The organism is Photobacterium sp. Alg240-V54, assembly GCF_900537155.1.
GTDB lineage: Bacteria > Pseudomonadota > Gammaproteobacteria > Enterobacterales > Vibrionaceae > Photobacterium.
In genome coordinates this window covers 217506-234617 of the sequence record NZ_UNRL01000003.1, presented here as the reverse complement: position 1 = coordinate 234617, position 17112 = coordinate 217506, and the positions used below count along the sequence as shown (strand labels likewise).

At 41.1% G+C, this 17112-nt stretch carries 10 protein-coding genes; 6 read left to right on the top strand and 4 right to left on the bottom strand.

The window, feature by feature from the left end:
* Positions 1 to 239 precede the first annotated feature (239 nt).
* The 6 genes from lrp to G6R09_RS10065 all read left to right on the top strand — a co-directional run bounded on the left by lrp (position 240) and on the right by G6R09_RS10065 (position 9643).
* Positions 240 to 734, top strand: coding sequence for a leucine-responsive transcriptional regulator Lrp (lrp, locus tag G6R09_RS10090; RefSeq protein WP_005368765.1), 495 nt, complete (start codon positions 240 to 242; stop codon positions 732 to 734).
* 492 nt (positions 735 to 1226) lie between these two features.
* Positions 1227 to 4328 carry a DNA translocase FtsK 4TM domain-containing protein gene (locus G6R09_RS10085; protein ID WP_163922551.1) on the top strand — a complete coding sequence of 1034 codons (3102 nt, stop codon included), beginning with the start codon at positions 1227 to 1229 and terminating at the stop codon, positions 4326 to 4328.
* A 107-nt stretch (positions 4329 to 4435) separates the two neighbouring features.
* A complete protein-coding gene (gene lolA, locus G6R09_RS10080) occupies positions 4436 to 5056 on the top strand; it encodes an outer membrane lipoprotein chaperone LolA (protein ID WP_082955736.1) in 621 nt (206 codons plus the stop codon).
* A 73-nt stretch (positions 5057 to 5129) separates the two neighbouring features.
* Entirely contained in the window at positions 5130 to 6470 is a 1341-nt protein-coding gene (locus G6R09_RS10075; RefSeq protein WP_065168196.1) for a replication-associated recombination protein A, read from the top strand.
* A 126-nt stretch (positions 6471 to 6596) separates the two neighbouring features.
* Entirely contained in the window at positions 6597 to 7904 is a 1308-nt protein-coding gene (gene serS, locus G6R09_RS10070) for a serine--tRNA ligase (protein WP_065168197.1), read from the top strand.
* 821 nt (positions 7905 to 8725) lie between these two features.
* Positions 8726 to 9643 (top strand): DMT family transporter, encoded by a 918-nt coding sequence (locus G6R09_RS10065; protein WP_163922155.1) that lies wholly within the window; start codon positions 8726 to 8728, stop codon positions 9641 to 9643.
* 354 nt (positions 9644 to 9997) lie between these two features.
* On the opposite strand, the gene G6R09_RS10060 is transcribed toward G6R09_RS10065, so the two are convergent.
* The 4 genes from G6R09_RS10060 to metG form a co-directional block, all read right to left on the bottom strand.
* Positions 9998 to 11317: a dicarboxylate/amino acid:cation symporter gene (locus G6R09_RS10060; RefSeq protein WP_163922153.1), complete on the bottom strand. Its 1320-nt coding sequence runs from the start codon at positions 11315 to 11317 to the stop codon at positions 9998 to 10000.
* Positions 11318 to 11695: 378 nt separating this feature from the next.
* Positions 11696 to 13024 (bottom strand): CoA-disulfide reductase, encoded by a 1329-nt coding sequence (locus tag G6R09_RS10055; protein ID WP_065168200.1) that lies wholly within the window; start codon positions 13022 to 13024, stop codon positions 11696 to 11698.
* A 70-nt stretch (positions 13025 to 13094) separates the two neighbouring features.
* Complete coding sequence (locus tag G6R09_RS10050; RefSeq protein ID WP_163922548.1) at positions 13095 to 14495, bottom strand: L-cystine transporter; 1401 nt, start codon at positions 14493 to 14495, stop codon at positions 13095 to 13097.
* A gap of 343 nt (positions 14496 to 14838) precedes the next feature.
* Entirely contained in the window at positions 14839 to 16884 is a 2046-nt protein-coding gene (gene metG, locus G6R09_RS10045; RefSeq protein WP_163922150.1) for a methionine--tRNA ligase, read from the bottom strand.
* Between the last annotated feature and the right edge of the window lie 228 nt (positions 16885 to 17112).

The following is a 17112-nucleotide window of genomic DNA, read 5'->3' as shown; positions in this document are numbered from 1 at the left end:
TTGATTTTGGTACAAATAGTTAAATGTTTGTTTTTGATTGGCTGGTTTCAGGATAATCCTCGTATGTCACAGGATTATCGCCATCATAAGACTGAAATACAATTAAACAATTATTGTGAGTAAATAGCATGATCGTCTGATCTTTATCACTGATTGTTTGACTATTAGAGTATTTGATTCTAAAAATAGATAAGATGTAGTATATTTTTTTGCAAGGAAGTGAGAAGGTGGAATAAAAAATGGTAGATACCAAAAAGAAACCATCCAAGGAATTGGATCGCATCGACCGCAATATTTTGAATGAACTTCAAAAAGACGGTCGAATTTCAAACGTAGAGCTTTCAAAGCGTGTTGGTTTATCACCAACGCCGTGTCTAGAGCGTGTACGTCGTTTAGAGCGCCAAGGTTATATCAGTGGTTATACAGCATTATTAAATCCACAGTTTCTTGATGCTTCATTATTGGTTTTTGTTGAGATCACCTTAAACCGTGGTGCGCCGGATGTTTTTGAACAGTTTAATAAATCAGTACAAGAGCTAGAAGACATTCAAGAGTGTCATTTAGTATCTGGTGATTTTGACTACTTGTTGAAAACACGTGTATCAGACATGTCAGCTTACCGTAAATTGCTTGGCGAAACGCTATTACGTCTTCCGGGTGTTAATGACACTCGTACTTATGTTGTTATGGAAGAAGTTAAGCAAAGCAATAACTTGGTTATCAAAACTCGATAAATCGTCGTGTTTTAATTGCTGCAAGATTGTAAATATATACATGCACCCTGAATGACGTCATTGTTATTCAGGGTGTATTTGTTTATGTGGAGTAAAAATAGAAATTGCTGCTTAATCACTCAAACGAAACTATGAATTGACATAATGATGAATTTATTTGACAACTGACCGTCTAAAATAACCAAAGACTAGCCGTTTGAGATAGTTAGCTTTTATTGGTCAGAAGATATTGCTTACCATTAAAAAAATTTTTATTTTAAAGGGCGACGAACACAGACAATGTGGTCTTTTAGTATAGAATGATGGCATTAAGACATTTACTTTATATTTGTGAGTTTGCCAACGGTATCGCTCGGTATTGAATACTGTATTGTTATTAACCGTAATACAGCATTGGTAGCTGAAAATATCAGCACTTTGGTAAAATATTCGAATTTGATAGAAACACCGGAGTTATTCTTGAGGAAGTTTAAAGGTAAAAAACTGCCCAAAATGCGTTTATCAGGTTGGCAACGCATTGTTGAAGGTTTTTTGATCATCAGTATTTTAGTTGCCATTTATATGATGGTTGCGCTAGTCACATTTAATCCCGCCGATCCTTCTTGGTCACAAACTGCTTGGGAAGGTGTGGTTCAAAATAAAGCCGGTTCATTTGGCGCATTAGTAGCAGATACGCTGTTCTTTATTTTTGGGTCTCTGGCCTACATCATTCCTATTGTTTTAGTGTTACTCGGTTGGTTTATTTATCATCACCGCAGCAAAATACTGTCACTTGATTTTACAGTTTACGGTACGCGCTGGTTAGGGTTAATGCTATTAGTGCTAAGTAGCTGTGGATTGGCTGATCTTAACTTTGATGATATTTGGTATTTTTCATCGGGTGGTGTTATTGGTGATGTTGTTGCCAATATATCGTTGCCATTACTAAATGTATTAGGGGCAACCTTAGTACTCATGTTTACATGGGCTATTGGGTTTACCTTATTTACAGGTGTTTCATGGGTAACAATTGTTGATCAATTGGGTGCAAAGACACTCTCAAGTTTAACCTGGATATTAAATAAATTACGTTCAGATAAACATGAAATCATGCGTCCATTTGCGGCTGATATCGCAGCAGAATCCGATATGCCTTATGCTCAGCATCTTAATAATAGCGATAATGACGATCAGGATGATTTACTATTGTCATCTTATACAACCTCGTCGGCTGTAGAATCTGCTCATGAACACTCGTTTGAGCGTAAAGATCCTGTTTATACGCCATCAAATACAACTCCAATTATTCGTTCATCTTCGGCTGCAACGGTTAAAACGGTTAGCGATCCGCTAATGACTACTATTGTTGAACCAGCAGCATCGCAGCCATATGTTGCGCCAGTTGAACAAGTCGTGCCACAAGTTGAGCCGCAGCCATATGTTGCGCCAGTTGAACAAGTCGCACCGCCGGTTGAGCCGCAACCCTATGTTGCGCCTGTAGAACAAGTCGCACCACAGGTTGAGCCGCAACCCTATGTTGCGCCAGTTGAACAAGTCGCACCACAAGTTGAGCCGCAACCCTATGTTGCGCCAGTTGAACAAGTCGCACCACAGGTTGAGCCGCAACCCTATGTTGCGCCTGTAGAACAAGTCGCACTACAGGTTGAGCCGCAACCCTATGTTGCGCCAGTTGAACAAGTCGTGCCACAAGTTGAGCCGCAACCCTATGTTGCGCCTGTAGAACAAGTCGCACCACAAGTTGAGCCACAACCCTATGTTGCGCCAGTTGAACAAACAGCGCCTCTACAAGGTTTGTCGGTATCTGCACTTGAGCGTGAACTTGAAAAAGATGAAGACTTTACCGTTGCTGTCGATGAGCAAACCCAAACTGTGATAAATGCTGTTGTTAGTGAACAACCTGCAGTATCACAAGTTTATACCGCTCCAGTTGCTGAATCTTTTGTACCGACAGCGAATGTTGATACGTCTGAAGACGGTTTAACCGATGAAGAAATCTTCCTAAAACGTATTCGGGATAAACAAAAAGAACAAGCCCACCTTGCAGGGTTAGATAATCCATTTTTAATGCAAAAAGAGCCTGATCTACCGGTACCAACATCACCAATGCCAACATTAGACTTACTGCAACCTGCGCGTAAAACGGTTGAAAAAGCGTCTGATGCAGAACTACAAGCGACTTCTGCCTTGATAGAGTCAAAACTTGCTGATTATAAAATCAAAGTTCAAGTTAAAGGTATTTACCCAGGTCCGGTGATCACTCGCTATGAACTTGATCTTGCTCCAGGTGTAAAAGTTAGCCGTATTTCCGGGCTATCAAAAGATTTAGCGCGTGCTTTATCAACGACATCAGTACGTGTGGTTGAAGTGATTCCAGGTAAACCTTACATAGGTTTAGAGCTGCCGAATAAGAGCCGTGAAACGGTTTATATGTCGGAAGTGGTTGCCAGTGAGCAATTCCAAAATGTAGGTGGCGCACTGCCTATCGTTTTAGGTAACGATATTGCGGGCGATGCTGTTGTGGCTGATTTAAGTAAAATGCCACACTTATTGGTTGCAGGTACCACAGGTTCTGGTAAATCGGTTGGTGTAAACGTGATGATTTTGAGCTTACTTTACAAATGTAAGCCAGAAGATTGTCGCTTTATTATGATTGACCCGAAAATGTTGGAGCTATCAATCTATGAAGGTATTCCACATCTATTAACAGAAGTGGTTACTGACATGAAAGATGCTGGTAATGCACTGCGTTGGTGTGTCGGTGAAATGGAACGTCGTTATAAAGTGTTAGCTGCTTGTGGTGTACGTAACCTTGCAGGTTATAACGCTAAACTGAAAGAGGCAGCAGAGGCGGGGCATCCAATTCACGATCCATTATGGAAGCCTGGTGATACTATGGATGAATACCCACCATTACTGGAAAAAATGCCAAGTATTGTGGTAATTGTCGATGAGTTTGCTGACTTAATGATGGTTGTGGGTAAAAAAGTTGAAGAGTTGATTGCCCGCTTGGCTCAAAAGGCTCGTGCAGCAGGTATTCACCTAGTATTAGCCACTCAGCGTCCATCTGTTGATGTTATTACCGGTTTGATCAAAGCTAACATTCCAACTCGAATGGCGTTTACGGTATCAACTAAAACCGATTCTCGTACAATCTTGGATCAAGGTGGTGCTGAAACGTTATTAGGTATGGGTGATATGTTGTACTTACCGTCAGGTCAAAGTCACACTATTCGTGTTCATGGCGCATTTGCATCTGATGATGATGTGCATAATGTGGTTAATGATTGGAAAGCTCGTGGTAGGCCCCAATATATCGATAGCATTCTAAATTCAGACCAAGGTGCAGATAGCTTGCTACCAGGTGAAGCGCCGTCAGGTGATGATGATTTAGATCAGCTATTTGATGAAGTGGCGGCTTTTGTTGCAGAAACGCGGCGAGCATCTATTTCAGGCGTACAACGTCGATTTAAGATTGGTTATAACCGTGCAGCACGCATTGTTGATCAATTACAAGCGCATGGCATTGTGAGTGCACCGGGGCATAACGCTAACCGTGAAGTGTTAGCGCCGCCACCAGTACAACAACACGATTAATCATGATCGATAAATAACGACTCACTGGCTATGAAGCGCTAAAGTGAAAACAAAACTGCTGTGATAGTGATTATCACAGCAGTTTAATACCAAAGAGGTTAGCGAATATGATGAAGAAACTCGTAATGAGCATGCTAGTTGCGGCGCCAATGTTGGTTGCGTCAAGTGCATGGGCTGCAACACCGCAACAAGCGTTAAGCAGCCGTCTCGATAAAGTGAATGCATTTAGCGCTAACTTTACTCAAAAAGTCACCAGTCCTGATGGTGAAGTTTTAGTAAATGGTACTGGTGATTTATCGATTAAGCGTCCAAATTTATTCCGTTGGAAAACAGAAACACCAGATAAAAGTTTATTAGTTTCTGATGGTAAAACCGTATGGTATTACAGTCCGTTTGTTGAGCAAGTAACAGCAATGTGGCTTAAAGATGCCACTGAGCAAACGCCATTTGTGCTATTAACCCGTAATAGTGCCAGCGATTGGTCAAAGTATAATGTGGCGCAATTAGTCGATACATTTACACTAACACCAAAAGATAAAACCTCATCGATGGATAAGTTTGTGGTTACAGTATCAAAGACCGGTCAGGTACGTAATTTCTCGGTAGTTGAAACAGATGGCCAGCGCAGTAAATACGTCTTAAGTGATTTTAAACGTACTACGCCAGCGGCAAGTTTATTTACCTTTACACCGCCTAAAGGTGTGGAGCTAGATGACCAACGTAACTAATAGTTACTGAATTTAATTATTATGAGAAGGTGGCAAATAAGCCACCTTTTTCTGTCTTAGGGGAGTCATTATATTGAGTAATTTCAGCCTAGATTTTTCCTCGGATTTTCGACCTTTAGCAGCAAGAATGCGACCTCGTACCGTCGAGGAATACATAGGTCAACAACATATTCTTGGTGAAGGTAAGCCACTCCGTCGTGCTTTAAAAGCCGGTCAATTACATTCAATGATTTTGTGGGGACCACCAGGCACAGGTAAAACGACCTTAGCCGAAGTTGCCGCACATTATGCCAATGCTGAAGTGGAACGGGTGTCAGCAGTGACGTCTGGTATTAAAGATATTCGAGCAGCAATAGACAAAGCCCGTGACAATAAAATGGCCGGCCGACGGACTATTTTATTTGTTGATGAGGTGCATCGGTTTAATAAAAGCCAGCAAGATGCATTTTTGCCGCATATTGAAGATGGAACCGTAACCTTTATTGGCGCCACTACTGAAAACCCATCATTTGAGCTTAATAACGCATTGTTATCACGTGCGCGAGTGTATAAGTTAAAATCCCTTGAAGATGATGAAATTCTTGAAGTGATCGAACAAGCGCTTACGGATAAAGAACGTGGTATCAGCGAAACTGATTTTGTATTTGTCGGTGAAGTTAAACATCAGTTAGCTGAGTTTGTACGTGGTGATGCACGAATGTCACTCAATTATCTTGAACAGTTAATTGATATGGCTGAAGAAGATGAGCAGGGCATCAAACAAATCACGGTGGAGTTATTAGCTGAAGTCACGGGTGAAAAAGTGGCGCGGTTTGATAACAAAGGCGATCTTTGGTACGACATGATTTCAGCGGTACATAAGTCGATTCGTGGGTCTAATGCCGATGGTGCTTTGTATTGGTTTGCAAGGATGCTGCAAGCAGGGTGTGATCCTTTGTATGTTGCACGTCGATTATTAGCAATAGCTTCAGAAGATATTGGTAATGCTGATCCTCGCGCAATGCAAGTCGCTGTGTCAGCATGGGATTGCTATACCCGCGTTGGCGCTTATGAAGGCGAACGTGCTATTGCGCAAGCGATTGTGTATTTAGCCTGCGCTGCTAAAAGTAATGCAGTGTATGTTGCCTTTAATCTTGCCAAAGCAGATGCGCGTGAATTTCCTGATTTTGAAGTACCGCCACATTTGCGTAATGCACCGACCAAACTGATGAAAGAATTGGGTTATGGTGAAGGCTATCGTTATGCTCATGATGAGCCGGGTGCTTATGCACCTGGTGAAGTGTATTTACCGCGCGAAATTCGTGATCGAGTTTATTATCAGCCTTCAAAACGGGGCTTAGAGATAAAAATATCGGAAAAGTTGGATTATCTTGCTTCTTTAGATGCAAAAAGCCCGCTAAAGCGCTACCAATAATAAGGCTTTTTGGGTATCGTTAAGTGATTGGCAACAATTTGTTATGGTTGCCTCCCAACTACAACTATTTTAATAAGAAATGCCTAAATAACGCGCATTTCAGACTATTAAGAGCACAGGATTAGCATGCTAGATTCTAAATTACTTCGAACTGAGCTGGATGAAACAGCTGCAAAACTCGCGCGTCGTGGTTTTAACCTTGATGTAGAAACTTTACGCAACTTAGAAGAGCAACGTAAATCTCTTCAAGTAAAAACAGAAGAGCTACAAGCACAGCGTAACTCGCGATCGAAGTCTATTGGTCAGGCAAAAGCGAAAGGTGATCACGCAGAAGCTGAACGTATTATGGCTGAAGTTGGCAACCTAGGTTCTGAGCTTGATGAAGCGAAAGCAGCATTAGCAGAGCTTCAAGGTCAACTTGATACTATCACTCAAATGCTACCAAACATTGCTGATGAGTCAGTACCAACAGGTAAAGATGAGTCAGAGAACGTAGAAGTTTTACGTTGGGGTCAGCCAAAAGCTTACGACTTTGAAGTAAAAGATCACGTTGATCTTGGCGAAATGGCTGGTGGCCTAGATTTCGCAAGCGCAGTTAAAATCACAGGCGCACGTTTCATCGTAATGAAAGGTCAATTCGCTCGTCTACACCGCGCAATTGCACAGTTCATGCTAGATCTTCACACTGAAGAGCACGGTTACACTGAAATGTATGTACCGTACCTAGTAAACGCTGACAGCCTATTTGGTACAGGTCAATTACCGAAGTTTGGTGAAGATCTATTCCACACTCAGCCATTAACTGAAAAAGTGAACGATGAAGAGCCACGCGTGCTTTCATTAATTCCAACAGCAGAAGTGCCTGTTACTAACATGATGCGTGATACCATCACTGATGAAGCAGATTTGCCAATCAAGATGACGGCTCACACGCCATGTTTCCGTTCAGAAGCGGGTTCTTACGGCCGTGATACACGTGGTCTTATTCGTATGCACCAGTTCGACAAAGTTGAACTAGTTCAGATCACACGCCCAGAAGATTCAATGGCAGCACTTGAAGAGCTAACAGGTCACGCTGAGAAAGTACTACAAATGCTAGAGCTTCCTTACCGTAAAGTCGTACTTTGTACTGGTGATATGGGCTTTGGTTCTTGCAAAACTTACGACTTAGAAGTGTGGGTTCCAGCTCAAGAAACTTACCGTGAGATTTCTTCATGTTCAAACATGTGGGATTTCCAAGCGCGTCGTATGCAAGCGCGTTTCCGTCGTAAAGGCGAGAAGAAGCCTGAGCTACTACACACTCTAAACGGTTCTGGTTTAGCGGTTGGTCGTACTATGGTTGCTATTCTTGAAAATAACCAAGAAGCAGATGGCCGTATCATGATCCCTGAAGTACTACGTAAGTACATGCGCGGTGCTACTCACATCGGTTAATTATACTGATGTAGTGATAAGTTAAAGAACCCAGTCATAAAGGCTGGGTTTTTTTATGGGCGCAAAATGGGGAGGGGCGAAGGTTAGAGGTTTAAAGGGACGGAGGTTTAGAGGGGGGAGTCTCGAGTTTTAAGTAGCGAGAGTCGAGGTTCGAAATGATAGATAATGAGTGGTGCTGATGATGTTATGTGTGATGTTGGTTAAAAATATTCTATATTATTTAACAATGTGAAGCACTCTTGAGACAGTGTGTATTATCGCTAGAGTCCATTTATATATAATGATTGAACGTTATATTTATTGTTTATTTGATGGAGAATTTCATGGATAAGAAATGTCAATATTGTGCGCAACCACAGAATGAATGTACTTGCGTTGATTGTGCTGTTTGCCATAAAACAAAAGCAGACTGTACATGTGTAAAGTGTAATGAATGCGGTGAAAAGGAAGTCGACTGCGCTTGTTAATCGGGCTTTGCTTATACTACTCAAGGCCGCTTTTGAGCGGTCTTATTTTATTATATAAAGTCGGCCATAAAGCTTATGCTATCCATATTGCTGCTGTTATTATTCAATAATCAGCATAATTCGAATTGATGTAGAAAACCATTTAATAGATCCGGTAAAGGATAATGCTTTTTATTTTATTGATCTTAGCGGCATTAATTTGTAGCTTTAAAGTTAAAAATAGATTTATTTTCTATAATTTATTTAAATAATAGATATAAATAAAAATTATTTCTCCAATGATATCCCTATACTGCAATACATAATTGTTGTGTCACATGGCAATGATTTAAATAATTATCAATAGGGAATATTATGAATTCAAAGCTACTCACTATCTTTCTTTTTATCTCGGTTTGTTTAATTTGGGGAACAACTTGGTTCGCAATGGAAGTCGCATTGAATTCTATTCCACCTATTTTTGCCACGGGGCTACGTTTTTTAGTCGCGGCACCTTTACTGGTGGTTTTGACAAAGGTCTTCAAGCAACCGTTGCTGTTCCCAAAAGGTAAACGTCGGTGGTTATTTATTGTCGCGCTTATGTACTTCGCGATTCCGTTTACGTTGATGATCTTTGGTGAGCAATATATATCGTCGGGTTTAGCATCGATAATCTTTGCTAATATGCCGGTTGCAGTAATGCTGATGTCAGGTTTATTCCTCAGTTTAAGACTGGCAAAGCATCAAATATTTGGGTTAATTACAGCAGTTGTGAGCTTATGCTTAATTCTTACAAATGAAATGCAGATGGGCAGTGATGATTATCTCGTTGGTACTGTTTGTTTAGGCGTTGCTGTTGCTATGCACGCGACTATGTATGTATTGGTGCAAAAATACTGTAAAGATATTGAAGTGCTGACCTATAACGCATTACCGAGTTTTATTGCAGCTCTATTTTTATTTGCGGTTTCAGCTGTGAGTGAAAATGTAAATGTTGAAGCCTTTAGTTGGGATTCAATTTCAGCCGTTGTTTATCTTGGTTTGGTGGCGAGTGTTGGCGGTATTGTTGCATATTTCAAATTGGTACAGGTATCAACCCCTTTTAAAGCGTCTATTTGTTTTCTGATTTTTCCTGTAGTTGCGTTATTTATTTCTAGCTATATCAATGGTGAGGCACTGTCTCAACAATCATTGATAATGATGCTGCCTCTTCTGGTAGGCATTTTATTGACTAAAGTGCCTAAGGGTATTTTCAAGCAGCGTGCAGCTTTAAAAGTAGTGCACAACAACTAAGATTGATCGCCTGCGGTTGGTTAGTTTCGCGTCTTGAGGTGACGAAATGAAAAGTATGCGTTGTTGTTAATTACTTTTCATCGTCCCTTTATTACTTACAGCGAATGCCTACGAGGGCGATAGGGAATCAACTCACCGCGTGTTGTAGAGGTAATTTTATCTATTCTTCTTTTGAAGAAAACTTATTAAAACAATATCTAAGCGATACTTTTATATCAGCAGCACAACTATCAGTCAGGGAATCGCTGTTCCTCGTCCCTAATATCCTCGATCCTATAACCCTAATCCCAAACCCAAAAAAGGGCACATTATGTGCCCTTGAATTATGTTGTGTTCGCAAGTTTTTACTTGCTGTTATGATTTCTGTGGTTGCGGCTGTGAATGAAAACGAACAGCTTCATCTTCAGTTGCAGCGAGTGGGTCGTTGAAACGATCAACATCCATTTCACCTTCAGATTTAGCAACAATACAGGTTACGACGCTATCACCGGTAATGTTCACCGCAGTACGCACCATATCAAGTAGACGATCAACACCCATGATTAAGGCGATACCTTCAACAGGTAGTCCAACTTGGTTAAGCACCATTGCTAGCATAATCAGACCAACACCAGGGACACCCGCTGTACCGACTGACGCTAACGTTGCGGTTAGAATAACCATTAGGTAATCGGTCATGGTGAGGTCGATATTAAACGCCTGCGCAATAAATACTGTCGCCACACCTTGCATAATTGCAGTACCATCCATGTTAATGGTTGCACCTAGTGGAACTGTAAATGAGGCAATTTTATTGTTTACACCTAAACGCTTAGTGGCCGTTTCCATGGTGACAGGAATGGTTGCGTTTGATGACGCGGTTGAGAAAGCAAACATCACCGCATCTTCCATTTTCTTAAGGAAGGTAAGTGGACTTAAACCAGTAAAGGCTTTTAGCATCACGCTGTAAGTGACTAATGCGTGTAGTAATAGTGCAGCTACCAACACTAAGAAGTAGTTAATTAAACTATAAATAGCGTCAAGGCCTAAGCCTGTGAATAGCTTAGCCATTAAGAAGAACACACCAAATGGTGCAATGTTCATCAATAATGCCACCAACTTCATGATCACTTCATTTAAATCAGCAAATACGGCTGCTAGACGCTCGCCTGGTTTACCCGCAGCACTGATTGCGATACCAAATAATACTGCAAACACAATAATCTGCAGGGTGTTACCGCTTGCCATTGCACTGATTGGGTTGGTTGGGAACATGCCTACGATGACGCTACCTAGTGATGGTGCTTCTTTTGAGGCAAAGGTTGTTGCTGCAGTTAAATCGGCACCTGCACCTGGCTGAAAAATATTTGCCATGGTTAATGCAAGCGTAATCGCTAAGGCCGTTGTTGTTAGATAAAACGCAAGGGTTTTACCCCCTAAACGACCCAATGTTGCTAAATCTTTTAATGAGCTAGTACCACAAACCAGTGATACAAAAACCAGAGGAACAACCAACATCTTTAAACTGGCAATAAAGATTTTACCACCGACATCAAACAGGCCATTTACGATATAGTCATGAATAAAAGCGATATCAGCAAAAAGGGAACGGATCATAAATCCTGTCAGAATACCTAGCACCATACCGAGAATAACGCGGCTGGTGAGTGACATTTTTTTCTTTTCTGTGGTCATGAAAACTTATCCTTATGTTTATTCACCCTGTCCTTCGGTAATCAGAGTGCCTTCGGAGAGTAGCAGTTATTTATCTGTTAACGCGAAGTAATAATTATTATTAATAGCTAAAATATGCGGTAACTCACAAATTTTATACTGAATTCATGTTTAATAAGCCAGCTTTTAACCTAACTTTAACAGTTGTGACATTTTAAAATCATAACTTATGTTTTAATTATTATTTTTACGAGGTGTTTGGTCGGAATTTTCGATGAATGGCTGTTTTGTGAATGGTTTTGTATTGAAGTATTCTTAGTGGTAATAATAAAGCCACGTATTTTACACTGTGTAAAATACGTGGCTTGTTGTGGTGTCTTTATTGGTGGATAGCGTTAGTTATTTTGCAACATTACCTGCAACATTCATAATATCCCAAGTACGCGCAAAAGGTGGTGCATAAGCAAAATCCATCATGCCTAATTGCTCGGTGGTGGCACCAAGACTGATCGCGACCGCAAGTGCATCAACGCGGTGTACCGCACCTTTATTACCAATTAATTGACCACCCAGTAATTGTTTATTATCAGCGCGGTAAACTAATTTTATATAAAGAGGTGATTGACCTTCACAGTAATTGGTGTGGCATTTATCACTGATATAAACCGTGCGGTAATCAATATTTGCTTGTTTAGCTTCGCGTTCTGAAAGCCCAGTACGACCCGCTTCTAAGCCCAAGACTTTGACACAACTGGTGCCCAATGTACCGTCATAACTGAGGTTTTTGCCAGCGATATTCTCACCAACTAAGCGACCCATTTTATTGGCGCCTGTTGCTAGCGGAATATAAACCGGTTGCTGTAATTGCGCATGCCAAATAGTGGCACAATCGCCCGCTGCCCAGATATTATCAATCGAGGTTTGACCTTGTTGATCAATCACAATTGCGCCATTTGCTAAACGTTCAATGCCAGTCGCGGCAATAAAATCAGTATTGGGTTTTACACCAGTACAGCAAATAACCATGTCAGTAGGGTAGATGGCTTTATCCGTTTTAATGCTGGTAACACGATCGTCACCAATAATTTCACACACCGATTCTTTAAGGTGAATGCTAACCCCAGCTTGTTCAAGTTCAGGTTGAATATGTTGGCTAATTTCAAAATCAAACGCATCTGGAATTAAACAGGCTGCACGTTCAATCAAGCGTACTGTTTTGCCTTGATGGATCATCGCTTCAGCAACTTCTAAGCCAATAAAACCAGAGCCAATAATCGTTACGTGTTGGCAATGTGGATCGGCAAGAGCAGTTTTAATATTCAAGCCATCTTGCATACGACGCAAAGAGTAAACACCTTGTTTTTCAAGACCTGTAATCGGAGGCAAAACTTCTTTGGCACCGGTGGCGATCATTAAACGATCATAATCGACGGTGTGAGTTTCTCCGTGATGGGCAACAGTCAGTTGTTGTTGCTCGGTATTTAGCTCAGTAACACGATGTTGAGTCAGTACTGTAATGCCTTTTTCTGCAAATTGCTGCGGTGTAAATTCAGCCATAAAGTTATGATCAGAAAACTCATCACCAATGTAATAAGGCAATCCACAAGCGCCGAAAGAAATAACATCAGAAGCTTCATAAACAACAATCTCAGCCGTTGGGTTAATGCGTTTTGCTTTTGCTGCGGCACTCATGCCTGCGGCTTCACCGCCAATGATGATAATTTTCATACTATTATGTATTCCTAAAAAAGTAGTAAGGGAGGCAATCCACCTCCCTTAAAGTGGTATTTAATATGGTTTACGCTGTCGCTTCTTCACCATCAAGGTTAACAACGTCATCGCTGTTAAAGATGGTCATGTCTGTTTCGCCCATAACTTTACTGGTAATTGTTCCTGCAGTGATTGAACCTGATACGTTAAGTGCAGTACGACCCATATCAATTAATGGTTCAATTGAGATTAATAGACCAGCAAGAGCGACTGGCATATCCATTGCTGATAGGACGATAAGTGCAGCAAATGTCGCACCACCACCGATACCCGCCACACCAAAAGAACTCACGGTAATAATGGCGACTAAAGTACATAGAAAGCCAATATCCATCGGGTTAATACCCACTGTTGGCGCAATCATCACCGCTAGCATGGCTGGGTAGATACCCGCACAGCCGTTTTGACCAATGGTTGAGCCAAAAGAGGCGGCAAAGTTAGCAATACCTGATGGAATACCTAAGCATTTTTCTTGAGTTTGCACGTTCATTGGAATTGAACCTGCGCTGGTGCGTGAAGTAAACGCAAATGCTAATACTGGAATGATTTTCTTAAGGTGACGCAGTGGGTTAATACCTACCATAGCAACGAGTGCTAAGTGAATGATAAACATTAGAATTAATGCAGCGTATGAAGCAAAAACGAAGTTCGCAAGGTTAACGATATCAGTGTAGTTTGAGCCTGAAATTACCTTGGTCATTAGCGCTAGAACACCAAATGGTGTTAGGCGTAAAACTAAGGTTACCATACGCATTACAATGGTTTGAGCGACTTTAATGAAGCTTTCAAATTGAGCGAAAATTTCAGGTTTTTTCTTAGCAATACCAGTTGCAGATAGGCCAATAAAGATAGAGAAAATAACCACAGCGATAGTTGAAGTGCGGCGAGCACCAGTCATATCTAAGAATGGGTTCGCTGGAATAAACTCAATCATTAACTTAGCAAATGACATTGCTTCAACATTAGAAAGGGTTGATTCTAGGCTCTTAGCACGTGCCATTTCAGCCGCACCAGAGGTTAACCCTTCAGCGGTAAGGCCAAACAGTTGTGCCATTAAAATACCAACACAAGCTGCAATCATGGTGGTAACAATCAATACACCAATGGTTAAACTACTGATTTTACCTAGTGATGTACCGCCATTAAGTTTCAAAATAGCTGAGATGATAGATACCATCACTAATGGAATAATGATCATTTGCAGCAGGCGAACATAACCAACACCCACAATGTCAAAATATTCAATCGATGTTTTGATGACCTCAGAGCCTGCACCGTAAAAAACTTGTAGTGCAGCACCAAATGCGATACCTAAACCTAAGCCCGCAAATACACGTTTAGTAAAACTATAGTGTTTGTTTTGCATGTGATAAAGAAATACAATCAAGCCAACAAATATGGCGAGGTTCGTTACAATACCTAAGGTCATCATGAATCCTTCATATCAAATAAAAAGAGGGTAATTTTTATCGTTCCAATATATTTAGAGTTAAATTTTGCTTCTTTGGTATTGCTTGAAAGCAAATTAACGTCATTAATGTAAGGGATATTAATAGTTGTAAAAACGATCAAGATCTCTAATTCTGAATATGAGATGCGTATTTAGGTGTAAAGTTTGAATTAGCAGCGGAGCTAGATCAAGATTCAACAATCCATTAACAATATGCAATAGATTGACTTAATTTGGTATATTGATGCGGAGATATATAAAAAAAGACAAAAAAATACCGATAACAAGGTTATCGGTATTTCAAATTGAAATATGGCGTAAATTACATTACACGCATACCTGGTTGAGCGCCTTCATGGGGTTCTAGGATCCATAGATCTTTACCACCAGGGCCTGCAGCAAGGATCATACCTTCTGACATACCAAATTTCATTTTACGCGGTTTTAGGTTAGCAACCATTACCGTTAACTTACCAACAAGTTCTTCTGGTGTGTAAGCTGACTTAATACCAGAGAATACTTGACGCATTTCACCACCGATATCCAATTGGAATTTCAGTAGTTTGTCTGCTTTTGGCACTGCTTCACAAGCAACAATTTTAGCAATACGCATGTCAATTTTAGCGAAATCATCAAATTCGATTTCAGCTTCAATTGGCTCTGCTGCTAATGGGCTAACAGCGGGTTGAGCAGCTTCAAGTGCAGCTTTATCAGCGGCAGCTTCTTCTTTTGATGCTTCAACCATTGCAGCAACGTGAGCAGGATCGATACGGTTAAACAATGCCTTGAACTTAGTTACTTCATGGTTTGTTAACGGTGTTTCAATGCCTTCCCAAGTTAGCGTTTCGTTTAGGAAGCCTTCAGTACGCTCTGCAAGTTTTGGCATTACAGGTTTTAGGTAAGCCATTAACACGCGGAATAGGTTAATACCAACAGTACAGATTTCCTGTAGCTCTTGATCTTTACCTTCTTGTTTAGCAACAACCCAAGGTGCTTTTTCGTCAACATACTGGTTCGCTTTATCAGCCAATGCAGTAATTTCGCGAATAGCGCGGCTGTATTCACGGCTTTCATAAAGATCGCCAATGCGTGCTGCAGCTGCAACGAACTCTGCGTAAAGCTCAGGCTCGGCAAATTTCTCAGATAACATGCCGTCAAAACGCTTAGCAATAAAGCCTGCGTTACGTGATGCTAGGTTAACAATCTTGTTCACAACATCGCTGTTTACACGTTGAGTGAAATCTTCAAGGTTAAGGTCTAGATCATCAATACGGTTGTTTAGTTTAGCCGCGTAGTAGTAACGTAGGCACTCAGGATCAAGGTGGTTTAAGTAAGTACCTGCCTTAATGAATGTGCCTTTTGACTTCGACATTTTCGCGCCATTGACGGTTACGTAACCGTGTACGAACACGTTATTTGGCTTACGGAAACCCGCACCATCTAGCATTGCTGGCCAGAATAGGCTGTGGAAGTAGACAATGTCTTTACCGATAAAGTGGTAAAGCTCAGTTGAGCTGTCTTTTTTCCAGAATTCGTCAAAATCAAGATCATCACGCTTATCACAAAGGTTCTTAAATGAACCCATGTAACCGATTGGTGCATCTAGCCATACGTAGAAGTATTTGCCTGGTTCACCTGGGATCTCAAAACCGAAGTAAGGTGCATCACGAGAAATATCCCACTGTTGTAGGCCAGACTCGAACCACTCTTGCATCTTGTTAGCCGTTTCATCTTGAAGTGCGCCAGATTTAGTCCACGCTTTTAGCATGTCTTCAAACTGTGGCAAATCAAAGAAGAAGTGCTCAGAATCTTTCATAACAGGTGTTGCGCCAGACACGGCTGATTTTGGATTAATCAGATCTGTAGGGCTGTAAGTTTCACCACAGTTATCACAGTTATCACCGTATTGATCTTCTGCTTTACACTTAGGGCAAGTGCCTTTTACAAAGCGATCAGGTAAAAACATTTCTTTCTCAGGGTCAAATAACTGAGAGATAGTACGGCTAGTAATAAAGCCTTTGTCTTTTAACTGCGTGTAAACAAAAGAAGCAAGTTCACGGTTTTCAGGTGAATGCGTGCTGTGGTAATTGCTAAAATCAATATCAAAACCAGCGAAGTCAGCTTGGTGCTCTTTGCTCACTTCTGCAATCATTTGCTCAGGTTCCACACCCATCTGCTGGGCCTTAAGCATGATTGGCGTACCGTGTGCGTCATCTGCACAGATAAAATGAACTTCGTTGCCGCGAAGGCGCTGGTAGCGCACCCAAATATCCGCTTGAACATGCTCTAGCATGTGGCCTAAGTGGATAGAACCGTTAGCGTACGGCAGGGCGCAGGTCACCAGAATTTTTCTTGGATTAGCAGCCATAATTACTTCTTTCGCTCATGATGGGTAAAAAAACATAGCTGCAAATACTACCTGATGGACAGCATATTGACTAGCATCGATGCGGTTTTATCTGTTTTTGAGCGGGGGAAATCGGGCGGGAAGGACACTTTGGTGGTAGCATTAAGCAAAAGAGGTAAATATTACCCGGCAGCATCAACGTTACTGGTTGTTTTGTATACTAATACTGTGACGCAGATGTTGCTAATA

Coding starts and splice junctions, on each gene's coding strand:
- G6R09_RS10085 (WP_163922551.1), top strand. CDS start 1,227: ATGCGTTTATCAGGTTGGCAACGCATTGTTGAAGGTTTTTTGATCATC.
- serS (WP_065168197.1), top strand. CDS start 6,597: ATGCTAGATTCTAAATTACTTCGAACTGAGCTGGATGAAACAGCTGCA.
- G6R09_RS10050 (WP_163922548.1), bottom strand. CDS start 14,495: ATGACCTTAGGTATTGTAACGAACCTCGCCATATTTGTTGGCTTGATT.
- lolA (WP_082955736.1), top strand. CDS start 4,436: ATGATGAAGAAACTCGTAATGAGCATGCTAGTTGCGGCGCCAATGTTG.
- G6R09_RS10055 (WP_065168200.1), bottom strand. CDS start 13,024: ATGAAAATTATCATCATTGGCGGTGAAGCCGCAGGCATGAGTGCCGCA.
- lrp (WP_005368765.1), top strand. CDS start 240: ATGGTAGATACCAAAAAGAAACCATCCAAGGAATTGGATCGCATCGAC.
- G6R09_RS10060 (WP_163922153.1), bottom strand. CDS start 11,317: ATGACCACAGAAAAGAAAAAAATGTCACTCACCAGCCGCGTTATTCTC.
- metG (WP_163922150.1), bottom strand. CDS start 16,884: ATGGCTGCTAATCCAAGAAAAATTCTGGTGACCTGCGCCCTGCCGTAC.
- G6R09_RS10065 (WP_163922155.1), top strand. CDS start 8,726: ATGAATTCAAAGCTACTCACTATCTTTCTTTTTATCTCGGTTTGTTTA.